This window comes from Hoylesella loescheii DSM 19665 = JCM 12249 = ATCC 15930, from assembly GCF_000378085.1.
GTDB lineage: Bacteria > Bacteroidota > Bacteroidia > Bacteroidales > Bacteroidaceae > Prevotella > Prevotella loescheii.
In genome coordinates this window covers 183,907-205,138 of the sequence record NZ_KB899210.1, presented here as the reverse complement: position 1 = coordinate 205,138, position 21,232 = coordinate 183,907, and the positions used below count along the sequence as shown (strand labels likewise).

The window sequence follows — 21,232 nt, the reverse complement described above, 5'->3', positions numbered from 1 at the left end:
ATATGCTTATCGAAGTGTTGAAATCAAAGCTGCACTGTGTGACGGTTACCGAGGCCAACATCAATTACATGGGTAGCATCACCATAGACGAAGATTTGCTGGATGCTGCCAACATGATTGCAGGCGAAAAGGTGCAGATTGTAGACAACAATAATGGCGAGAGGTTTGAAACCTACATCATTAAGGGCGAACGTGGCAGTGGCGAGATATGCCTTAACGGAGCAGCTGCTCGTAAGGTATTGGTGGGCGACACGGTTATCATCATGTCTTATGCCCTCATGGACTTTGAAGAGGCAAAGCTTTTTAAGCCCACCGTGGTGTTTCCCGAAAACAATAAGGTATCCAAATAGCAGATAATAGCGACGTTGGCCAATGCCCATCAATAGGAAAGTGGCCGCCTTTTTCTAACTACATAAAAAAGATGAGCTTGCAAATAAGGTTGTACTTAAACCTTTTGCATGCTCATCTTTTTTAGTCTGCCTTTGCGTTTGATGACGCAAAAGCAAACATTTGCCGTTTATTCCACCACAACAAGCGGAGTATCTTCAAGCACGCTTTCGCCTTGCTTAACACAAACGGCTGTAACTTTACCAGCCTTTTCAGCCTCGATGTTGTTGGCCATCTTCATCGCTTCGAGCACAACGAGCGTGTCGCCAGCGGCAACAGTGTCGCCAACGGCCACCTTAATTTCGGTGATTACGCCAGGCAGAGGAGCCTTAATGGCATTGGCCGTATTAACATTAGCGGCAGGAGCAGCACTCTCTTCGGTGGCAGCTGATGCTGCGGGTGCACCCAAAACCACCTTTTTCTTCTCGGGTTCGGCCTCTGGCTCCATCTCAACCTTGAAACTTTCGCCGTTAACCGTTACCTCTGCGATATTCTCTTCGATGTCACCGATGGCCACCTTATATTCTTTTCCATCGATGGTATATTTGTATTCTTTCATACTTTGCTTTATGGTTTTTGTGTCATTGAAAGGAACTTGGCATTCCAAAGGGTGTCTCGCTTCTTGATTGTGATGAAGCCAGGCTCTTTGTCGTGCACGTTATTGCCCTTGAACTCGTGAAGTGCCAGTGCGATGGCAGCATAGATGTTCTTGTCTTTCGTAGCCATAACTTGATAATGATAAATAATTATTGCAACTTGCCTTGCCTATTACATCGGCATGCAACCATGCTTCTTAGCGGGTAAGCTCTGACGTTTGGTTGCGAGTTGGGCCAAGCCACGGCAAATGCGAAAACGCGTGTTGCGTGGTTCGATAACGTCGTCGATGTAGCCATATTGTGCCGCTTGGTACGGATTGGCAAACATCTCGGTGTACTCTTCTTCCTTCTCGGCCAAGAAAGCCTTTACATCTTCGCCCGCATCTTTCTTATCCTTAGCTTCCTTTGCACAAAGAACGGCCACGGCACCAGATGCACCCATAACGGCGATTTCAGCTGTTGGCCAAGCAAAGTTAAGGTCGGCGCGAAGTTGCTTACAGCCCATAACGATGTGGCTACCACCATAACTCTTACGCAAGTTGATAGTAATCTTAGGCACAGTAGCCTCTCCGTAGGCGTAAAGTAGCTGTGCACCATGCAAGATAACAGCGTTGTATTCCTGTCCTGTACCAGGAAGGAAGCCCGGAACGTCTACCAAACTAACGATAGGAATGTTGAAAGCGTCGCAATATCTCACGAAGCGTGCACCCTTTCTAGATGCATTCACGTCTAGCACACCTGCGTAAGCGGAGGGCTGATTAGCCACAATACCCACGCTTTGGCCATTGAAACGAGCAAAGCCAGTGATGATATTCTTGGCAAACTTAGGTTGAACCTCGAAGAATTCGCCGTTGTCGGTGATAGCCGTAATCACCTTATACATATCGTAAGCCTTATTGGGGTCGTCGGGAAGGATGTCGTTCAGACTGTCATCCATGCGGTTGATGGGGTCGTCGCAAGCCACGCGCGGAGCCTCTTCGGTGTTATTCGAGGGGATATAGCTCAACAGCTTCTTTATCATATCCATGGCTTCCTCTTCGGTTTTGGCCGTGAAGTGTGTTACACCACTCTTCGTTGCGTGTACCGAAGCTCCACCAAGGTTCTCCGAATCCACATCTTCGCCAGTCACCGACTTAACCACCTTGGGGCCAGTAAGGAACATATACGACGTGTTTTCCATCATTAGGGTGAAGTCTGTAAGTGCTGGCGAATACACGGCACCACCTGCACACGGACCGAAAATACCCGAAATTTGGGGTATTACACCACTTGCAAGGATGTTGCGTTCAAAAATTTCGCCATAGCCAGCAAGTGCGTTGATGCCTTCCTGTATGCGTGCGCCTCCCGAGTCGTTCATGCAAATAACGGGTGCACCCATGGTCATAGCCATGTCCATTATCTTACAAATCTTCTGCGACATTGTTTCTGAGAGCGAACCACCATTCACCGTGAAGTCTTGCGCATATACATACACGAGCCTTCCGTCAACAGTTGCCGAGCCAGCAACCACGCCGTCGCCAAGGTATTGTTTCTTTTCCATACCGAAGTTGTGGCAGCGGTGCAGCTTAAACATGTCGTATTCTTCGAAGCTACCTTCGTCTACAAGCATGTCTATACGCTCGCGAGCGGTGTATTTGCCACGTGCGTGTTGTTTTTCGATAGCTTTCTCGCCACCACCAAGACGGGCTTGCTCGCGCTTGGCGATAAGCTCCTTGATTTTTTCTATTTGTCTGCTCATAAGTTATTTAATTGTTTCCTTATTCTCAAAAATATCTGCAAAGTTAGACAAAAGGAATGTAATAATCTAATTTTATGCCCCTTTTGTTGTCCTTTACATGTTTTGCCCAGTATATTTTTCTGCTTGTCAGACAAGCATTAGCGGTTTTCCAAAGCTTCGTTAGAACTCGAAAAGCGCACGCACATTTATCAATCTACCGGTAAGATAGTTAGGTACAGCATACTGTTGGTTGGTTACGTCGGTTATCCAAAAGTAGCTGTTTACGTTGTTTATACCGAAAAGGTTCAGGCAATCCACACCCAACCAAACGTTTTTAAAGGGCGATTTCCTATCCCTTTGTTCATTGTTCAGTAGGCGATAGCTCATACCGATGTCGGCACGTTTGTAGGCGGGAGCCCTGAACGAGTGGTTTTCCAACTGCCGATGCGGAGTGGAGAACGGCAGTCCGTCGGCAAAAGCCAACTTCAACGACATCTTCCAGCGGTCGGTTCCTGGAAAATAGTCGGTGAAAAACATGTTCAACGAATAGCGTTGGTCGGTAGGAAGAGGCAGCGATTTGCCATTTAGCATCATGCGGGTATTCATCAACGAGAGGCTAATCCACGAGTCGGTGCCTGGCACAAACTCGCCATAGAGTTTCAGGTCGATACCTGCCGCATGTCCGTTACTCAGGTTATCGCCATAATAAACCACCTTCACGTTGTTCACGCTGTAAGGCACAAGGTTGCTTAAAGCCTTATAATACAACTCGCCCGTAAACTTAAAGGGACGACCCGACACATTAAAACGATAGTCCATACCGGCAATGACGTGCACCGAACGTTGGCTCTTTATCTTTTGATTGAGTGTGGCGCGAGTCTCGTTGTTCACTGTTGAGGTGTCACGCAGTTCCTTAAAGAATGGGGCCTGATAATAAAGGCCCGCCGCGAAACGAAAGGTGAGGTTGGTGTTAAAGGCGGGAACGATGCCCAAAGACACGCGCGGACTGACGATTGTTTCCTTATTAAAGCCCCAATGACTCATTCTGACGCCGTAATTAAGGGTATAACGCGTATTCTCGTTTTTGCCTCCAAAGCGGTAAGTGTCTTGAACGTAGGCCTCCACCCTATTTGCGTCAAGCTGGTTTCTAGCTCTAAGCGAATAGATAAGGTGTAAGTCGGTGCCTGTATGTGGTATGCTGTATCCGCTGGAGTCGCGCATCTCGTACTCGCGACTGCGTTCCTCGATGTGTTCGCGCTTTAACGTCACGCCACTTTCCACCTCGTGTTGCTTCGATTTATGGGCAAACACCAACTTCAAGCTTGTTACACGTGCCTGCAAAAAGTTGCGAGCGTGTTGAAAATACGTACCAACGCCTAGGTTTTCACTTGTTTCGGTCTGTGTTAACCAGTATTGTCCTTGTATGTCGTAGGTTTCTTTCTCTTTGGTTTGGAAGGCCGAAGCCACCAAAGCGAGCGATGTAGCGTCGCCAAAGTTACGTTTGACACTTAACGAACCGAAGTAAGTGCGGAACAAGTCTTTCTCTTGTCCGTCGAAATAAACCTTGAACGAGCGCACATTTTGCATCGTGCCAAACTTTGTTTCGCGGTCGGCAGGCGCAAAATTAAATTGGTTGTTGGATATGTTGCCTATAAAATCTATCTGCCAACGCTTATTGGGAATATAGCTAAGATAGGTTTGATAGTCAAAGAAATTGGGACTATATTCGCCCTTTGTTTCAAGCGAGCCAAGCAGATATTTGGTTGTTTTATATCTCACGGCATTACTCCATGAAAACGTTTTGCTGCCCAGTGCCACGTAAGCCGAGCCTCCAAGCAGACTCAACGCCAAAGAACCCTCGAACCGTGTAGGACGTTTGTAGGTGATATCTAATGCCGACGACATCTTGTCGCCATACTTAGCGGCATAACCGCCCGTAGAAAACCCGATCTTCTCTACCAAGTCGGGATTGATAACCGACAGTCCTTCTTGTTGTCCGCTGCGCACCAAGAAGGGTCGATACACCTCTACATTATTAATATATACGCTATTTTCGTCGAACGCTCCACCACGAACATTATATTGAGATGAAAGTTCGTTATGGGTAGATACACCCGCTTGTGCCTGTATCAGTTCTTCCACGGCATTCCCGCTAGCTGTTGGGGCAAGCTTGTTAGCATCCTTTTTCAGTTCTTGCGTTTGTCCCGTCTGGCGTCGCATTTCAGTAATGCTCACCTCTCCCAACGTGTTATCACCCTCGTGCAACACCACTTGTAACGTCTGTTTTCCTCGCGGATTCCTCAAAACACGTGTTTTGGTTTTGTAGCCAATCATGGAAAACTTCACCACCACCGAATCGGCCGAGTGTAAAGTGAGACTAAACTCGCCCTTCAAAGAGGTAAGCGTCACCTTGCCCTGGCTCAACACCGAGACAGTGGCTAGCTCAATGGGCGACAGTTTCTCGTCGGTGACGCGCCCTTGCAGCGTAAACGTCTGGGCGTTCAGGCTCATAGACAACAGCGACAACACGGTCGCACAAATCAATATAACGTAACGGTTCATCCTTGGTATAACGTATCGATGCCATAAAAATTGCATATCAGGGAGAGATTTGTTGATGACGAAACGGAAAAGCCAAGAAGGAGAAAGTCGAGGTCTAACATGACAAAGCTGCATTGCACAACTTATCGAGCATAACCAATGAAATACAAGATGCTTAAAGATCGCCGCTTACAAATCGCGAAACCAACCCTTAAACCGAACTTTTTATGCTCACGATTTGTTATATATCATCTGGAACACCATTCCATGTGACATGGAACAGAGTTCCAGATGATATGGAACGCGGTTCCAGATGACATGGAACAGCCGTACCAAATAGCTGTAACACGGTGAGAAACCTAGAAACGTTTTCTAACACCTATTTAATGGCATCGCTATTGGTTGTTAAAGGGGATACACAACACAAACGATCACACAAAGAGAACCGGTTAGCCATTCTACCAAACTCAGCTACTCATTAATTAATACGCGCGCGCGAAGAGTGTCCAAATAATGTAGCAAAGGTAAGAAAACAATAACAAAGCGAACTCGGCTTTATTTTAACTCATACACGCCTGTTGGACTTTTACGCTTCAACACTTCCAATTCGAAGTCCTTACCAGCCACAATACCATAGCTGCGTAAGGTTTGTTCCACAGTTTTCTTTGCCAATTCGGGATGGTTGTTTTCTTCACTCAGGTGGCAAAGCCAAACGTGGCGAAGCTTTTCCGATGCGTTTTGCGCCAAGGTTTCAGCGCATTCTATATTGCTAAGATGGCCCGTTTTGCCCAAGATACGTTCTTTAAGGTGACGTGGATAAGGTCCATCGGAAAGCATTTCCACATCATGGTTGGCTTCAATCACCAAATAGTTGGCCGCATTGATAAAAGGTTTCATCTCGTCGGTTACTTCTCCCACATCGGTAAGTAGGCAAAACACAATGTCATCATAACGCACTTCGTAACCCACATTGTCTAAACTATCGTGCGGAACGTTAAACGGCGTGATGGTGAAGCTGCCCAAACGGAACGTTACACCTTTCTCAACCAACTTCAACCGCTCGGGACTCACCTTGCAGCGCACACAATAGTTCTTCTCAATACCCACGTGCACGCGATGGGTGGCATAGATTGGCAACCCATAATCACGACTAAGGCTGCCAACAGACTTAACATGGTCGGCATGGTCGTGTGTGATTAGAACGTTTTGTATATGAGCAAGCGAAAGACCGTATTCACGAAAATGTTTCTTTAAGGTGCGAATACCAACGCCTGCATCTATGAGAAGTCCCTCTGTTTCTGTATATAAGTAATAGCAATTGCCGCTGCTACCGCTGCCCAACGAAATGAAGTTCAACATCCTGTGTTTAAAGTTTTCCACAAAATTAGGGAAAAAGCACGATATAACCAAAGTTTTTCCTACCTTTGTCTTTACTAAAATGACAGACTCATGAAAAAGATCCTCGCCCTGTGCGCATTGCTCCTCCCCACCCTACTCGTTGGTTGCGACGTGCGCAAGGTTGCCTTTTCGCCCCAATTTAACGGTTGTGTAGATTCGTTCGCCGTTTATTTCTTCAATTGGCGACTCGACAAAGCCGCCCATTTTTGCACACCCGACTCGAAGAAATGGCTACAATTCGCAGCCAGTCAGGTGCAACCCGAAGACTTGGAACAGATGAAAGACCTGCCCCAGAACTTCACTTATTCCTACGAAATAACCCAAGGCGATTCGAAAGGCATTGCTGCCGAAGTGGCGTTGAATGTAGAAAACTTCTTCATCCTCGATTCTATTGGCAAGCCTGGCAGACTGAAAGAAAGCGCCACATTCCCCTTGCAACTGGTGAAACAAGGCGAAACATGGAAGGTTCGCCTAGATGGCCTACCAAGAAAGGTCAAAAACAATCAGCAAGAGACACCCAAAACAGACGAATGACGCAAAAGTGAACGTCTTTTGCTACGAACCCATTGCGCCCCGTTCGTTCGTCTACGACATCACACCTTTGCACAAGACGAAAGATTAATACTTGCTAAAAACAAGTGAAACACGAGGCGAAACAAGCAATAATTGCTTTTAAATCACTACATTTGCAAATAAATTTAAACCCCATTAAGAGAAGAAAGACGGTGCCCAGACATGACGCACCAACAACGACAGCATCAATGAAACACAAGTTAAGCTATTTATTACTCACGGCCATGCTGCTCTTTGCGATAACAGGAGAGCTGCAAGCGCAAGCCAAAACCCAAGCACCTCCATCGCGCTCGGCAAAGACAGCCGATACTGTTAGCACACAAGCGCAGGCCAAAGATACGGCAAAGGCAATGCCAGACACGCTTGTCGCTCCATTGCCCAGCACCGACTTAAACCTTGCTGACACAGAAGAAGGCATGGGATTGCACCAATCACTCAAGGTGAAATTCATCGAAGGTAACGCTGGCTTTATGTCGCTCGTGGCCTTGGCGTTGGTGTTGGGTCTGGCTTTCTGCATCGAACGCATCATTTATCTAAGTCTTTCGGAGATTAACGCCAAGCGTTTTATGGCCGACCTTGACGCCAAGATAAGTGCTGGCGACATCGAAGCAGCTAAGGAACAATGTCGAAATACACGCGGACCTGTGGCTTCGATATGCTACCAAGGATTGGCACGCATTAGCGAAACGATAGACAACATCGAGCGTTCAATCGTTTCTTATGGCACCGTTCAATCGGCTAATCTCGAAAAAGGATGCTCTTGGATAACGCTCTTCATTGTGATGGCCCCCTCACTGGGCTTCCTTGGCACGGTTATCGGTATGGTAATGGCCTTCGACCAGATAGAACAAGCGGGCGACATCAGTGCACCCGTGGTGGCTGCCGGTATGAAGGTAGCCCTTATCACCACTATCTTTGGTATCATTGTGGCATTAGTGCTACAAGTGTTCTACAATTACATACTCTCTAAAATAGAGCATTTGGTGGCCCAGATGGAAGAGTCGTCTATCACATTACTCGACTCGATCATGAAACATAAACTGTCGAAATGAGAAAGTTAAACCTCAGTAACATCCCTGCCGAACGGCTCTCGCAACGCGTTTTCTACGTGTTGGTGGGTTTGTGCGTCGTTGTTTTCGGGTTGTTTTATGTGGTGGGCTACGATATACCTTACATTTACAACCCCGATCTCAATGCACCCATGTTCACAGGCGTGGTGATTGACACCATGTATGTGCTTCTCTTTCTAGCTGTGACATGCGCTCTTTGGAGCGCATTTAAGGGTGTGAAAGCCGTAGGAAAAAGCGATGGAACCGTGAATAACGTCCCTAGTCGTGCCATTTCCTATGCCGTTTTCGCGGGTACGGCTGTCATTCTGTTGCTTACTTTGCTCTTCGGGTCGTCTGCCGAGTTGGTTGTCAATGGGTCGTTGTTCTCTAACAAACTCATGCTCAAACTTTCAGACATGTTTATCTACACCATCGGCATTTTGCTCTTCGTAGCTTTTGCCGCTGTTGTATTTGGGTTCACGCGTTATTATCGCAAAAGATAAAAGGAGGATAAGCCCATGTTTGCCCGACGAAAAAGAACTGTTCCGCAACTCAATGCCACCTCAACGGCCGACATTTCATTTATGTTGCTCATCTTCTTCCTTGTTACCACATCGATGGATCTTGACAAGGGGTTGGCTCGGAAGCTACCACCCATGGAGAAAGATAAGCAAGAAGAAAGCATTGTGAACAAGGAGAACATCATTAAGGTGTACATTACGGGCGACAATAAGATTGTTGTAGACGATGTTCCTAGCACACTCGAAGAACTGAAAAGTAAACTAAAAAGCTTTGTGGCACGCAGGGGAAGAAATCACCTGATACAACTTCAAGCAAGCGAAAACGCTAATTACGACACTTATTTTCATGTTCAAGACGTCATCGTATCTACTTTTAACCTGCTTAAAAATCAGCTGGCCGTAAAGATGTACCGACATCCTTACACACTATGTTCAGCCGAAGAGAAGGACGAAGTAAACCGACTGATGCCCCAACGCTTGGTGGAATCGTTCGACAACAAGAAATCTAACGCGCCAGAATTATGATACGCCGAAGCAGAAGAAGTCGCGAAATACCCGCTCTCAACACCTCGTCGCTGCCCGACTTGATATTTACGGTGTTGTTTTTCTTCATGATCGTTACCCACATGCGTAACGTTACGGTGAAGGTACGCTACCAAGTACCGCAGGGAAAGGAATTGAATAGACTGGCCAAGAAGTCAACAACGATGCATATATATATAGGTAAACCGATAGAGAAACAACGCGCCGACAAAACGCAAGCCACAATCGTGCAGTTTAACGACAAAGTTATTCCCCTATCTGAGTTGAGAAAATATGTTGCAGCCGAACGTGCCTCGTGCACACCTGAGGAAGCAAAAGAGCTCACGGCATCGATAAAAGCGGACAAAGACACAAAGATGAAAACCATCGCAGAAGTGAAACAAGCCTTACGCGAGGCCAAAGTATATAACGTGAGCTTTACAGCAACACAGAGTAAGGAAAAGCGTTAAAGGTTTCGTCAAACGTCATATCTACCAGCGACCGATACCTTTTGGCATTCTTTTCTCTCGTTCCGCATGAAGTGGTTTCAGGCTATTTTGCAGCCTAACACAACAAGATCGACAACAGGGCGAATTGGTACACGCCCCTGTCTTACAGCTATTTGGATAACAAAATTAACATTGAATAGAACTAAACAAAAAGTAAAAAAAACTTTTCTGATTAACTCGTTATTTGCCAAATTCATTTTTATATATTACCTTTGCAAATAAATTGAATAAATATGTCGCATCATAGTTTAGATCTTTTAGATAAGAAAATACTTCAACTTATCTCGGCCGACGCACGCATTCCTTTCTTAGAAGTGGCGCGTATCTGCAAAGTTAGTAGCGCAGCGATACATCAGCGCATTCAAAAGCTCTTCAACCAAGGAGTGTTAAAAGGTTCACGGTTTATTCTCGAACCCGAAAAGGTGGGTTACGAAACGTGCGCCTACGTAGGACTTCACCTCAAAGATCCCAGCAGTTCTGACAAGGTGGCCGAGGCATTAGAGAAAATTCCCGAGGTGGTTGAATGTCATGTGCCCACTGGTCACTACGACCTCTTCATCAAGTTGTATGCCACCAATAACCGCCACTTGATGTCAATCATCCACGACAAGCTACAACCACTGGGCCTTTCGGGTAGCGAAACCATCATCTCATTTAACGCTCTTATCGACAGACAGGTATCTGTAGACAAGGTTGTGGTGAAAGAAGAGGAAGCTTAAGTTTGTAAAGGGAGCTCCCATAATGGTCTAACCACCATTAACGAATATTCCAAGTACACCCCGCTCATTCTATATACATCGACTGCAACGCCCCACTTTATCCGTTATCGGGTTAAAGTGGGGTGTTGTGGTATATGCACATCAATGTGCACAAAACTATTTTAGCCGATTCTAAAGCATTGACATGACAGGAATACACATCTCTTTGGAATAGAATAAGTGTCGCAAAAGACAACAAATAAAAGCAAGAATTAGCGAAGGCCTAATCGGTAATCCATATCTGAAATGCAATTGGAAATGTGCAGGACATACCTTAATCCATCCGTGCTTTATAATCTTTGTAGCCGTAAGTGCGCAGTATTTCGAGTTCGCCCGACGTACGAACAATGGCTAATGACGGATGAGAAATACCATTAAACATATTGGTTTTCACCGTGGTATAGTGTATCATGTCTTCAAATATCACATTCTCACCAATAGCCAAAGCATGGTCGAACTGCCACGAGCCCATAAAATCGCCCGACAAGCAACTGTTGCCACCCAGTCGGTAAATGTTTTTCGAAGAGCCATTCACAGCTGCCTCCAATTCAAGCGACCTCGCATTGCGAACCGCAGGTTGGTAAGGCATCTCCAAACAATCGGGCATGTGGCAGGTAAAGCTTACGTTTAAGATGGCCGTTTGTATGTCCTTATCTTCAACAACGTCTACTACTTGTGCCACAAGTGGCCCCGTTTGCCATGCGAAAGCACTGCCGGGTTCGAGTATTACCTGCAAATGGGGATAACGTTCCTTAAACGAACGCAACGTATTGATAAGCAATTCAACGTCATAATCCTTACGTGTCATCAGGTGGCCACCACCAAAGTTAATCCATTTTAATGCAGGAAACCACCCAGAAAATTTGCTTTCGATGTGCATTAAGGTTCTAGCGAACACATTGGCACCGCTTTCGCAATGACAATGACAATGAAAGCCCTCGATGTCGGCAGGCAATTGGCTTGGCAATCGCTCTGCCGAAAGCCCAAATCTCGTACCTGGAGCACACGGGTTATACAAGTCTGTTTCTACTTCGGAATACTCAGGGTTGACGCGCAAACCAAAAGACAGATCTTCATTACGTTCTTTTGCCAGTTTGGCATACCGTTCATATTGCGTCAGTGAGTTGAAAGTGAGATGGCTGGAGCAGTTGGCTATCTCTCCAATCTCATCATCGGTGTATGCCGGAGAATAGGTATGCGCCCTCGAACCAAACTCTTCGAAGGCCAATTTGGCCTCAGACAGGGAGCTGGCAGTGGTAGAACGGATATACTCTTTAAAGATGGGGAAGGTCTTCCACAAGGCAAAAGCCTTGAAAGCAAGTATAATTTCCACATCGGCCCTTGTCGCCACCGAGGCAATTAGCTGTAAATTGCGCCTCAATTTGGCTTCCTCCACTATGTACATAGGGCTGCGTACTTCTTCGAAAGTATCTAAGTTTATTCTCATATCTCAATGATTTGCGAATGCAAAGTTAACTTTTATATTGTTTAAATTGCAGGTTTGCCATAAAATTCCTACTTTTGCATGTGAAATAAATGGCTGCAATGAAGCTCGTAATTATGACAAAATCTACATTCTTTGTAGAGGAAGACAAGATACTTACTGCCCTTTTCGACGAGGGAATGGACAAGTTGCACCTATATAAGCCTGGTTCACAACTCGTTTTCTCGGAAAGGCTACTATCGTTAGTACCCGAAGGATACCACGATAAGATTGTGGTACACGAGCATTTTAGGCTAAAAAACGAATACGACTTGGCTGGAATACACCTCAATAGACCAACGGAATTTGTGCCAAACGGCATCAGGGGGAAAGTAAGTAGAACCTGCGAAGACCTCAGCTTGCTAAAAGACATGAAGAAAAGCAGCAATTACGTCTTCTTACGCCGTATATTCAGCTGTACGGGTGATGCCGACAAGCCTTCCAGTTTCTCGGTTAAGCAGTTGGAAGAAGCAGCCGACAAGGGACTTATAGACAAGCGAGTATATGCCCTAGGTGGGATAGACATCGACAATGTGCGGATGGCTAAGGAACTGGGTTTTGGTGGTGTGGTGGTATGCAGCGACCTTTGGAAACGCTTCGACATACACAATGGCACCGACTTTCGCGATTTGCTCGCCCTTTTCCGAAACTACCAAAAGGTTGTAGGATAGCTTTTACTTATTTATTAAGGCAAAGAGATAACAATCAATCACATATAAAACCATTAAAGAAATGAGTGAAGAAAACTCTTTTTTAATTTTTTCAGGCACGAAAAGCATGTATCTTGCCGAAAAGATATGCGCTAGTCTTGGTTGTCCCTTGGGCAAACTGGTGGTGACACACTTCTCAGACGGCGAGTTTGCAGTATCTTACGAAGAGACAGTACGTGGCAGAGACGTGTTCTTGGTGCAAAGCACGTTCCCCAATTCAGACAATCTTATGGAGTTGCTCCTTATGATTGACGCTGCCAAGAGGGCTTCGGCAAGAACCATTAACGCCGTTATCCCCTACTTCGGATGGGCAAGACAAGACCGCAAAGACAAACCCCGCGTTAGCATTGGGGCTAAGCTTATTGCCGACTTGCTGCGCGTTGCCGGTATCAATCGTTTGATCACGATGGACCTCCACGCAGACCAGATTCAGGGTTTCTTCGACATTCCCGTCGACCACCTTTACGCTTCGGCCGTAATCCTGCCCTATTTGGAAAGCCTTAAACTCGATAATTTGGTTATTGCTTCACCCGATGTGGGCGGCAGTAAGCGTGCTAACACCTATGCTAAGTACCTAGGTTGTCCCTTGGTGCTATGTAACAAGACCCGCGCACGCGCCAACGAGGTGGAGAGCATGCAGATTATCGGTGAAGTAGAAGGCAAAAACGTGGTGCTTATCGACGACATGGTAGACACCGCAGGAACGATTGCAAAGGCTGCCGACGTGATGATTGCCGCTGGTGCTAAGAGTGTTAGAGCCTGCGCTTCGCACTGCGTGATGAGCGGACCTGCCTCTGAAAGAGTGCAAAACTCAACACTAGAAGAAATCGTTTTCACGGATTCTATTCCCTACAACAACAACTGTGCGAAAGTAAAACAGCTGTCGGTAGCCGATATGTTTGCTGAAACCATTCGCCGAGTTGAGTCAAACCAGAGTATTTCTTCACAATACCTGATATAATATAGGTGTGCGGTTTGCCGCATACATCTATCAAATATAAAATCTGGCAGCGGTTTGGTTAAGGCCAAACTTGCTGCCAGATTTTCTTGTTCAGTGCCTAATGGCGTGACGTAAACAAGTGCTTTAAAAGTCATTTAGCATGTGGCCGAGTCGCACACCATCGCCTTCGCAGGGAAAACACCTTATTATAAGGGTACAGCAGATGGCAGTGTACCCTATGTCAACAACACTGTCACGCCACGTGCCGCTTGTGCACCCATCACCAAAGCTTGTTCGATGTCGGCCGTTTTAGATGGTCCGCTAATAAAACAGCCGTAACCATAGTCGTTCATCGCTATCTTCGTATAGGCCTCGTGCATATTGTTCACAAGCTTCTTTCGGTCGAGCAACAACACCAACTCTTCGCTAATAAACATCACCGCCTTTTCTTTCATCGTTTGCGGAACCCAAACACAAGCATTTTCAGCCACACCCAGTTCACCCCGAAGTATGCCCACATCCGTACCATTAAGGTCTTGTGCCTCGGCTACGGTATCGGGATTTAGCGTGGCAATGGTTATTTCGGATAAATTAGAGGCAAAAACCTTGGCATCGGGATATAGCCGTTTGATGGCTTCGTTCACATCTTCGCCATCCGCCAACATGGCAACCTTACCGCCAACAGCGACCACCGTCTCACAAAATTGTGCTAAGGGGTCGTCGTAAACAATACCTGTCATGTTCATGTCGGGCATATCGCAATGCACATGCGTATTGCGTTTTAACTTCTCAAACAAGTCTTCCTTCTTCATTTCACCTTTCCTTTCTTCCACATTTGTTCAAACGACTCGCTGGCAAACACGGGCATTTCTCGGCCCTTTCCCCAATCATTCAGCCCGTGATATACCAAAAAACGCGGCAAATGGTTAACGATGGGGGCAAATTTAAGTGATGTACTGAACAGCGAAGGATTGTAATACACCACGCACATGCCCTTAGAAATAAGCTTTTTGGTAGAGCTAGCAAGTCCCAAGTCACTTAACGACTGCCGCCAAGTGTACACCTGCGAACCAGGAGCAACCTTCGTGGGACACACGTTGTCGCACGACAGGCAGAGCGAACAGGCCGAAAGGTTACCACTATGTTGTTGTGGGCTTTTAAACATGCCCAAATTGATGCCTATCGGACCAGGGATGAAGTAAGAATAAGAGTAACCTGTGGAGCGTCGATACACTGGGCACGTGTTCATACAGGCACCACACCTGATGCATTTCAATGTTTGCCAATGCTCGTCGTTGGCAATCATGTCGCTCCTTCCATTATCAACAATCACCACGTGCATTTCTCCTCCTGGACGTGCCTTCCTAAAATGCGAGGTGTAAGTAGTTGAAGGTTGCCCTGTTGCACTACGACATAGCAGACGTTGGAACACGGCCAACGAACGATAATCGGGTATAACCTTCTCTAATCCCATTACGGCAATATGCAATTTAGGCATAGATGTGCTCATATCGGCATTGCCTTCGTTGGTACAAACCACAATATCGCCCGTTTCGGCAACACCAAAGTTACAGCCCGTCAAACCGGCATCGGCATCCAAAAAGTCGTTACGCAGGCTGTGCCTAGCACACTGTGTGAGGTAAGTGGGGTCGTAATTGCCAATCTCTTTGCTTATGCCCTCACGCTCAAACAATTCTCCCACCTCCTCACGCGTAACGTGAATGGCCGGCACCACGATATGACTAGGCTTTTCATCAAGCAATTGTAAGATGCGTTCGCCCAAATCTGTTTCAACCACATGGATGCCCTGAGCCTCCAAATAAGGGTTCAACTCGCATTCTTCTGTAAGCATCGACTTGCTTTTCACCAGTTTCTTCGCCCCGTGTTTCTCTAATATTTCTAGCACGATTTGATTAAACTCTCGCGCATCTTCGGCCCAATGCACAATCACGCCATTGTTTTCTAGGTTCTTAGAAAACTGCTCCAAATACAGGTCCAGATGTGTAGCCGTATGCCGTTTTATTTCGCTTGCATGCTCTCTAAGGCTCTCCCATTCGGGCAATTTGTACTCCATGAGGTCGCGTTTGCCGCGCATCAACCAAAAAGTTTGGTCATGTCGCGTTATCTTTTCCACGTTCTTCAATGCAGAAGCGGCTTTTCTAGAATGTAAGGTACTCATAATCCTGCGGCTAAAATTTGTGCAATGTGAATAAACTTAATGGGGCTTTTCTCTCTTCTAGCTACCCCCTCCATGTTCATCAAGCACGAGCTGTCGGGTCCCGTTACGTATTGCGCCCCAGTGTCAATGTGCCGTTGTATCTTGTCGTGCGCCATTTTCACCGACACTTCGGGCTCTTCTATGGCGAACATACCACCAAATCCACAACATTCGTCCTTGCGTTCGGGCTCTTTTACAGTAACTCCCTCTACCAAATGGAGCAGGTCTACAATCTTGTTATAGGTGGGAATATTCAATTCAGACGGTGCAGAAAGCCCCAATTCCCTAACACCATGGCAGCTGTTATGCACGCTCACCACAAAGGGGAAGCGTCCAGGAAGCGCCTCTACTTTAAGGATGTCGTGTAGAAACTCCACAATATCCATCGTCTTTGTAGACGTTTCGCAGGCGTGGCTTTCACCACTAAGCAAACGGGGATAATGTGTTCTTACGAATGCTGCACACGACGCTGACGGAGCAACAACGTAATCGAACTCCTTAAACATATTCTCGTATTTTTCGGCCAGTGGTATGGCCTTCTTATCAAAGCCAGCATTGGCCATGGGCTGACCGCAACAAGTCTGCTTCAAGGGATAAGTAACGTCTACCCCAAGATGCCTTAACAACTTGTATGTTGCCACCGCTGCCTCAGGATATAAGGCGTTTACATAGCAAGGAACAAATAAACCGACTCTCATCTTATACTTCGCTAAATGTTTATTTGCAAATGTAGTAAAAAAAAGCCAACAAATAACTGTCCGCTTTCAAAACGCTCTGCATTTGAGGATATTTAACGAAGAAAGGCGGAAAACAAGGTTTAAGAGCAGCGTATAGAAAGCGTTCATGTTATAATCGGAAACACATTGTGTCAATAGGTATTACTATTCGTATCAGTACAAAAACAGCTGTACGGTGGCTACAAACAAGTTGTACGGAGGCTACAAACAAGTTGTAGCGGCACTACAAACAAACTGTAGTGGCACTACAAAAGGCTTGTAGTCACCCTACAGAGGCCTTTGTACTGGCTTAGAAAAAAGAAAATAGCGAAACTAGGATGAAATGTTGTAAGCCAATTGGCCGCGAAGTGCATTACAGGAGATATATTACTACACCATTCGTAAGCCCCTTCGTGTTTGAGAATAACATTAAGTTTGCCACCATACCTAAACAAAAAGGGGTGCAACCAAATGGTGCACCCCTTTCTATATTTATATGGCATAAAACCTTAGCAAACCTTCTCCAAACGTTTGAGAATTGAGAAGATAAACAGTGCAGAGAGTACACAGCAGACGATAAGTACGCTCCACACCATCCACAGTTGCATATCGCCCCACAGGTAGCCAATAATAGCAACAAGATAGTTACCTATAGCCGTAGCTACGAACCAGCCACCCATCATCATGCCCTTATACTTGGGAGGCGCAACCTTCGACACAAAAGAGATACCCATTGGCGAAAGTAGCAGCTCGGCAAACGTTAGTACAAGGTAGGTAGATATAAGCCAGTCGGGAGAAACAAGCTGACTGTCGCTGATACCCGAGTTTTTAACTTCGGTTGGAGTGGGCAAACCAAATGAGGCAATGGCCAAAACAAGGAAGCCACAAGCTGCGATAAGCATACCGTAACCAATCTTTCGGGGAGCAGAAGGCTCTTTACCCTTGCGCGCCAAATAGCCAAACACAGCCAAAGACACTGGCGTGAGAGCCACAACGAAGAAAGGATTGAACTGCTGGAATATCTGAGGTAAGATCTTGATTTCGGCCTCTAACGATGAGTAGTTAGTCACTATGCCAATAATAGCGCCAACCAACACCAACGCTGCAATGGTCTTACCCTTGGAAGTTTTAGACTGGAAGAGCGAGAATGCGCTATAAACAGACACCACAATGAGCACCAAGTTAAGAATATCGAAGCCCAAACGGTTAAGTCCAACAACCGACTTGGCGGTGTAGTCGCGGGCAAAGAAGGTCATGGTAAGTCCGTTCTGGTGGAAAGCCATCCAGAAGAATATAACCACAGCGAACACCAACAGCAGGGCAACGATGCGCTGCTTGGTTTCTGCAGGGCTCAATTCGGGTTCGGCAGCAGCACCATTCTCGGCCTTGGCAGCCTTTTGCTTGTTGTTCACATCAGCATGCTTGAAGGTGGAACGGAACACGATGTAAATGGCCATCGACACGATAAGCGAGATACAAGCCACACCAAATCCATAGTTGTAGGCGCGAGAAAGCTCCGTGATGTAGGTGGTACAGAAGCTAGCCATATCGCCAGCATAGCCTTGTGCTGCCTTCAATTGTTCGAGCAATACACTACCGTCGGGCTTGATTGTTCCATCCAAGAACTGGTGTGCCAATGAAGGTATTTGCGGCTCGTAGGTAAAATTAGAGCCAGCCAACACGTAGTTGGTGATTTTGGTAGCTGCCGTAGGAGCGAAAAGTGCACCAATGTTGATGGCCATGTAGAAAAGGCTAAAGGCGGTGTCACGTTTGGAACTCAGCTGGGGATTGTCGTAGAGGTTACCAACAATTACTTGCAAGTTGCCTTTAAACAAGCCCGTACCACACGATATCAGTGCCAATGCACCAAACATCATAGCTTTACCAGAGAAATCGGCACCTGTGGGGATGGCTAACAGCACGTAACCCAAAAACATAATGACGATACCCGAGGTGACCATCTTGCCATAACCAAACTTATCGGCTAAAATACCGCCAATAAGTGGCATGAAATAGACGAACCCGAGGAAGCTAGCGAAGATGGTAGACGTCTCTGTGGCCGTGTAACCAAACTTGGCTTGCAAGAAGAGGGTGAAGATGGCAAGCATCGTGTAATAACCAAAGCGCTCGCCCGTATTGGCTAATGCCAATGCATAAAGTCCTTTCGGTTGACCTTCAAACATAATCGTTAATTTTTAGTTTTTAATGAATGATATTCTAGTTGTTGTATTTTCCTAGGAAAGTGAGTATTGATCCAACCTCGGCCAGTGGGATGTTTAGGCCGCACATTACTTGACTGTGCGTGTTAAGTCGAACAAATAAGCCATCTTCACAACAATATTGCCAAAGTTAGAACGACCAAAATAGTCGCGCTTACTATCGCCATAGATGTTGCCAAGTCCGTAATAATAACGTGCTCCCAAGAGGAAGTGCCCCACGCGAGGAATGCTATATTCCATTCCTAGACCTGCAGCTATACCGTAGTCGAACTTCCGTTCCACGGACATCGACTCTTGTTCGGTAACCTTATTGGCCCTATCGGTGAGGTTACGGGTAGATGGGTCGTAATTTGTTTTAGTACTTTCACTGAGGTAAAAGCCCATCTGTGGGCCCACCTGGAAGAAAAACTGAGCGCCGCGCGCTTCCCTACCCCATGCTAGATGTGCAAAAATAGGTACCTGCACATAGTTTATCGTGCGACTATATTCCTCGGGCAAGTTCGTGGTGGCATTCACTACGGAGTTGTCATGCAAGTCTCTTATGTCTTGTTTCCATCCGAGCGAGGCGTAGTTTACCTCGGCATAGATGGAGCAAATGGTGTTGAAGTACTTCTCCGACACGTAACGAAAAGACAAACCACCTGTAATGCCACCATGATAGCCTTGGTCTACGCGCGGATTAAACCCCACGTTGCTCAGCACATAACCACCATTGAAGCCAATTGAGAAATTGTTGCGGTATGCCCCTATTTGAGCCTTGCACATTAAGGAGGTAGCCAAACACGTGGCAATAATCGCCAATGCTCTTATTCTCATGCGTCAATAATTGATTAATTCTATCTTCTTGTCGTTGGTGTAACGCACCAACATGAATGCACGATTTTGCATTCCACCACTGCCAACACGCTTGAAGTCGAGTGGTGTTTGCAAAGGTGTGTATACGTTTTGGGGCTTAGTGCCATTGAAAGCCTTACCATATTTATATAGCCCGCGTATGAAGAATTGGGCATGATCGTAGCCCATCAGCGCAAACTTAGGTAAGGCGTAGAGCGTTTCCAAACCAAACCAGCGACGATAGCCATTTTCCAGATGCTGTGTTTTCGCCGAAAGCGGATTATAATAGAATGTGGAGGGAATATGGGTGTTAAACATGTAGAAGTTGTCGAGGTTGTTTCGGGTGTACATCAACCATTCGGTATAGCCGAAAAGTGAAACCACCACACCAGGATTGCTTGCTACAAGTGCCTTAAGTTTCGCTATAGCCACCGTCAGCTCTGGCGAACGCCCCGTGTTCAACACAACAACATTGGGTTGTGTGCGACTGAACGCTTTGGAAAAAAGTTCTTCGTTCGACTTCAAGTTTGTGATGCTATACTTTACACCACGAGCGTTTAGCCTGTTGCGAAGTCCAAAGGTAAAGATACCCTTTTTACTTGTGGAGTCGTTGCAATCGATAAATACGGGATGCTGGTTACCAAATCGACTGATAAAAGCATCTATCGAGGCGTTGTTTAATTCGTCTAACGATTGGTACACTTGGAATATTTCAGAGTTGCGGCTAACCTCATCGCCCCAGATAGAAAAGGGAATAACCAGCTTTATGCCCGCTCCTTTACAAAAATCAGATAGTGGCTTCACCTGTTTGGTGTACAGCGGGCCAAAGATAACATCGCAATTGCGTATGCTGGCATCTTGAAGCGTAGGGCGAATATCTGCGTCTGCTGGTACGTTCCATGCGTGAACGTCGATAGAATAGCCTTGTTGCTTCAGGCTATCGCATCCCATAAGAAAGCCACGATAGTATTCGGTCATCCGTTTCCCATCGCCATCCACATCGTGCAAAGGCAGTACGACACCCACTTTAATAGTCTTAGTGGGCTGACTCTGCGTAGTCTTAGCTACGGTTTGGGGTTGCGGGGTGGTGGCAGCCTTAGTCGTGGCAGCCTTTGGATCCGTATTCGCTGGATATGGAATAAAGATATAGTCGCCTTTTTTCAGCTCATATCCTGCCACTTTCATCTCCGGATTGGCATTGATTAGTTCGTCCACCGTGAGGCCGTAGTTCTTCGCGATACCGAAAATCGTGTCTTTTTTCTTCACTTGGTACATGTCGCGCCACTTCAGGTTTTGCGCCACAGCAGTGGTGCAAAGAAAGGCCACAAACAGTAGGAACAGATATCTGATAATAGCTTTTGTCATTGTTCTTCCAAAATTGGTTACTGCAAAGATAACGATTTTGAAAGAATGAACAATGATTTTTTTAATTTATTGCGGACTATTCTACATTTCTGACATGTAGAAAGGCAATTGTACCAATTATGTGAGGACATACAGTGAGGGTGCTGTAGCAAAAGATCGTGTAAAATGTATCATTG

At 46.2% G+C, this 21,232-nt stretch carries 21 protein-coding genes; 9 read left to right on the top strand and 12 right to left on the bottom strand.

What is annotated here, in order from left to right; genetic code table 11:
• The first annotated feature begins 2 nt into the window (after positions 1-2).
• Positions 3-350, top strand: a complete 348-nt coding sequence (gene panD, locus F453_RS0100820) for an aspartate 1-decarboxylase (protein ID WP_009235346.1) — start codon at positions 3-5, stop codon at positions 348-350.
• A gap of 167 nt (positions 351-517) precedes the next feature.
• Here panD and F453_RS0100815 read toward each other — a convergent pair whose 3' ends face one another.
• From F453_RS0100815 to F453_RS0100795, 5 genes are all read right to left on the bottom strand, one after another.
• Positions 518-946, bottom strand: coding sequence for a biotin/lipoyl-containing protein (locus tag F453_RS0100815; RefSeq protein ID WP_009235345.1), 429 nt, complete (start codon positions 944-946; stop codon positions 518-520).
• Between the two features lie 8 nt (positions 947-954).
• On the bottom strand, positions 955-1,113 hold the full coding sequence (locus tag F453_RS15775) for a hypothetical protein (RefSeq protein ID WP_009229805.1): 159 nt from the start codon (positions 1,111-1,113) through the stop codon (positions 955-957).
• Positions 1,114-1,155: 42 nt separating this feature from the next.
• Positions 1,156-2,721 (bottom strand): acyl-CoA carboxylase subunit beta, encoded by a 1,566-nt coding sequence (locus F453_RS0100805; RefSeq protein WP_018966293.1) that lies wholly within the window; start codon positions 2,719-2,721, stop codon positions 1,156-1,158.
• 159 nt (positions 2,722-2,880) lie between these two features.
• Positions 2,881-5,262: a TonB-dependent receptor gene (locus F453_RS0100800; RefSeq protein ID WP_018966292.1), complete on the bottom strand. Its 2,382-nt coding sequence runs from the start codon at positions 5,260-5,262 to the stop codon at positions 2,881-2,883.
• A 534-nt stretch (positions 5,263-5,796) separates the two neighbouring features.
• Positions 5,797-6,600 carry an MBL fold metallo-hydrolase gene (locus F453_RS0100795; RefSeq protein ID WP_018966291.1) on the bottom strand — a complete coding sequence of 268 codons (804 nt, stop codon included), beginning with the start codon at positions 6,598-6,600 and terminating at the stop codon, positions 5,797-5,799.
• A gap of 90 nt (positions 6,601-6,690) precedes the next feature.
• On the opposite strand from F453_RS0100795, the gene F453_RS0100790 reads away from it, so the two are divergent.
• The 6 genes from F453_RS0100790 (at position 6,691) to F453_RS0100765 (ending at position 10,532) form a co-directional block, all read left to right on the top strand.
• Positions 6,691-7,173 carry a hypothetical protein gene (locus F453_RS0100790; RefSeq protein WP_018966290.1) on the top strand — a complete coding sequence of 161 codons (483 nt, stop codon included), beginning with the start codon at positions 6,691-6,693 and terminating at the stop codon, positions 7,171-7,173.
• A gap of 227 nt (positions 7,174-7,400) precedes the next feature.
• The gene (locus F453_RS0100785) at positions 7,401-8,264 is read left to right on the top strand and encodes a MotA/TolQ/ExbB proton channel family protein (RefSeq protein WP_026292400.1); all 864 of its coding nucleotides are present in this window, start codon (positions 7,401-7,403) and stop codon (positions 8,262-8,264) included.
• Positions 8,261-8,764: a hypothetical protein gene (locus tag F453_RS0100780; RefSeq protein WP_018966288.1), complete on the top strand. Its 504-nt coding sequence runs from the start codon at positions 8,261-8,263 to the stop codon at positions 8,762-8,764. Before F453_RS0100785 ends, F453_RS0100780 begins: the two co-directional genes overlap by 4 nt.
• 15 nt (positions 8,765-8,779) lie before the next feature.
• Positions 8,780-9,307, top strand: a complete 528-nt coding sequence (locus F453_RS0100775; protein ID WP_018966287.1) for an ExbD/TolR family protein — start codon at positions 8,780-8,782, stop codon at positions 9,305-9,307.
• The gene (locus F453_RS0100770; RefSeq protein ID WP_018966286.1) at positions 9,304-9,774 is read left to right on the top strand and encodes an ExbD/TolR family protein; all 471 of its coding nucleotides are present in this window, start codon (positions 9,304-9,306) and stop codon (positions 9,772-9,774) included. The genes F453_RS0100775 and F453_RS0100770 overlap by 4 nt, the downstream gene beginning before the upstream one ends.
• A 272-nt stretch (positions 9,775-10,046) precedes the next feature.
• Positions 10,047-10,532, top strand: coding sequence for an Lrp/AsnC family transcriptional regulator (locus F453_RS0100765; RefSeq protein WP_018966284.1), 486 nt, complete (start codon positions 10,047-10,049; stop codon positions 10,530-10,532).
• A 313-nt stretch (positions 10,533-10,845) separates the two neighbouring features.
• Here the strand turns inward: F453_RS0100765 and nspC are convergent, their stop codons facing one another.
• Positions 10,846-12,018, bottom strand: a complete 1,173-nt coding sequence (nspC, locus tag F453_RS0100760; RefSeq protein WP_018966283.1) for a carboxynorspermidine decarboxylase — start codon at positions 12,016-12,018, stop codon at positions 10,846-10,848.
• Between the two features lie 89 nt (positions 12,019-12,107).
• Here nspC and F453_RS0100755 point away from each other — a divergent pair, with 89 nt between their 5' ends.
• Together F453_RS0100755 and F453_RS0100750 are read left to right on the top strand one after the other, a co-directional pair.
• The gene (locus F453_RS0100755; protein WP_018966282.1) at positions 12,108-12,725 is read left to right on the top strand and encodes a thiamine phosphate synthase; all 618 of its coding nucleotides are present in this window, start codon (positions 12,108-12,110) and stop codon (positions 12,723-12,725) included.
• Positions 12,726-12,786: 61 nt separating this feature from the next.
• Positions 12,787-13,725 carry a ribose-phosphate pyrophosphokinase gene (locus tag F453_RS0100750; RefSeq protein WP_009235332.1) on the top strand — a complete coding sequence of 313 codons (939 nt, stop codon included), beginning with the start codon at positions 12,787-12,789 and terminating at the stop codon, positions 13,723-13,725.
• A gap of 215 nt (positions 13,726-13,940) precedes the next feature.
• On the opposite strand, the gene F453_RS0100745 is transcribed toward F453_RS0100750, so the two are convergent.
• The 6 genes from F453_RS0100745 to F453_RS0100720 form a co-directional block, all read right to left on the bottom strand.
• Complete coding sequence (locus tag F453_RS0100745; RefSeq protein ID WP_018966280.1) at positions 13,941-14,516, bottom strand: LutC/YkgG family protein; 576 nt, start codon at positions 14,514-14,516, stop codon at positions 13,941-13,943.
• A complete protein-coding gene (locus tag F453_RS0100740; protein ID WP_018966279.1) occupies positions 14,513-15,883 on the bottom strand; it encodes a lactate utilization protein B in 1,371 nt (456 codons plus the stop codon). The genes F453_RS0100745 and F453_RS0100740 overlap by 4 nt, the downstream gene beginning before the upstream one ends.
• Positions 15,880-16,620, bottom strand: a complete 741-nt coding sequence (locus F453_RS0100735; protein WP_018966278.1) for a (Fe-S)-binding protein — start codon at positions 16,618-16,620, stop codon at positions 15,880-15,882. Before F453_RS0100735 ends, F453_RS0100740 begins: the two co-directional genes overlap by 4 nt.
• 527 nt (positions 16,621-17,147) lie before the next feature.
• Positions 17,148-18,821 carry a peptide MFS transporter gene (locus F453_RS0100730; protein WP_018966277.1) on the bottom strand — a complete coding sequence of 558 codons (1,674 nt, stop codon included), beginning with the start codon at positions 18,819-18,821 and terminating at the stop codon, positions 17,148-17,150.
• Between the two features lie 105 nt (positions 18,822-18,926).
• Positions 18,927-19,673, bottom strand: coding sequence for a porin family protein (locus F453_RS0100725; protein ID WP_025789834.1), 747 nt, complete (start codon positions 19,671-19,673; stop codon positions 18,927-18,929).
• Positions 19,674-19,676: 3 nt separating this feature from the next.
• Positions 19,677-21,056 (bottom strand): LysM peptidoglycan-binding domain-containing protein, encoded by a 1,380-nt coding sequence (locus tag F453_RS0100720; RefSeq protein WP_018966275.1) that lies wholly within the window; start codon positions 21,054-21,056, stop codon positions 19,677-19,679.
• Positions 21,057-21,232 lie beyond the last annotated feature (176 nt).

Excerpts from the sequence above, each read along its gene's own strand:
- F453_RS0100795 (WP_018966291.1), bottom strand. The coding sequence starts at position 6,600 with ATGTTGAACTTCATTTCGTTGGGCAGCGGTAGCAGCGGCAATTGCTAT.
- F453_RS0100770 (WP_018966286.1), top strand. The coding sequence starts at position 9,304 with ATGATACGCCGAAGCAGAAGAAGTCGCGAAATACCCGCTCTCAACACC.
- F453_RS0100780 (WP_018966288.1), top strand. The coding sequence starts at position 8,261 with ATGAGAAAGTTAAACCTCAGTAACATCCCTGCCGAACGGCTCTCGCAA.
- F453_RS0100750 (WP_009235332.1), top strand. The coding sequence starts at position 12,787 with ATGAGTGAAGAAAACTCTTTTTTAATTTTTTCAGGCACGAAAAGCATG.
- F453_RS15775 (WP_009229805.1), bottom strand. The coding sequence starts at position 1,113 with ATGGCTACGAAAGACAAGAACATCTATGCTGCCATCGCACTGGCACTT.
- F453_RS0100755 (WP_018966282.1), top strand. The coding sequence starts at position 12,108 with ATGGCTGCAATGAAGCTCGTAATTATGACAAAATCTACATTCTTTGTA.
- F453_RS0100735 (WP_018966278.1), bottom strand. The coding sequence starts at position 16,620 with ATGAGAGTCGGTTTATTTGTTCCTTGCTATGTAAACGCCTTATATCCT.
- F453_RS0100815 (WP_009235345.1), bottom strand. The coding sequence starts at position 946 with ATGAAAGAATACAAATATACCATCGATGGAAAAGAATATAAGGTGGCC.
- panD (WP_009235346.1), top strand. The coding sequence starts at position 3 with ATGCTTATCGAAGTGTTGAAATCAAAGCTGCACTGTGTGACGGTTACC.
- F453_RS0100805 (WP_018966293.1), bottom strand. The coding sequence starts at position 2,721 with ATGAGCAGACAAATAGAAAAAATCAAGGAGCTTATCGCCAAGCGCGAG.
- F453_RS0100785 (WP_026292400.1), top strand. The coding sequence starts at position 7,401 with ATGAAACACAAGTTAAGCTATTTATTACTCACGGCCATGCTGCTCTTT.
- F453_RS0100730 (WP_018966277.1), bottom strand. The coding sequence starts at position 18,821 with ATGTTTGAAGGTCAACCGAAAGGACTTTATGCATTGGCATTAGCCAAT.
- nspC (WP_018966283.1), bottom strand. The coding sequence starts at position 12,018 with ATGAGAATAAACTTAGATACTTTCGAAGAAGTACGCAGCCCTATGTAC.
- F453_RS0100745 (WP_018966280.1), bottom strand. The coding sequence starts at position 14,516 with ATGAAGAAGGAAGACTTGTTTGAGAAGTTAAAACGCAATACGCATGTG.
- F453_RS0100765 (WP_018966284.1), top strand. The coding sequence starts at position 10,047 with ATGTCGCATCATAGTTTAGATCTTTTAGATAAGAAAATACTTCAACTT.
- F453_RS0100725 (WP_025789834.1), bottom strand. The coding sequence starts at position 19,673 with ATGAGAATAAGAGCATTGGCGATTATTGCCACGTGTTTGGCTACCTCC.
- F453_RS0100740 (WP_018966279.1), bottom strand. The coding sequence starts at position 15,883 with ATGAGTACCTTACATTCTAGAAAAGCCGCTTCTGCATTGAAGAACGTG.
- F453_RS0100720 (WP_018966275.1), bottom strand. The coding sequence starts at position 21,056 with ATGACAAAAGCTATTATCAGATATCTGTTCCTACTGTTTGTGGCCTTT.
- F453_RS0100790 (WP_018966290.1), top strand. The coding sequence starts at position 6,691 with ATGAAAAAGATCCTCGCCCTGTGCGCATTGCTCCTCCCCACCCTACTC.
- F453_RS0100800 (WP_018966292.1), bottom strand. The coding sequence starts at position 5,262 with ATGAACCGTTACGTTATATTGATTTGTGCGACCGTGTTGTCGCTGTTG.
- F453_RS0100775 (WP_018966287.1), top strand. The coding sequence starts at position 8,780 with ATGTTTGCCCGACGAAAAAGAACTGTTCCGCAACTCAATGCCACCTCA.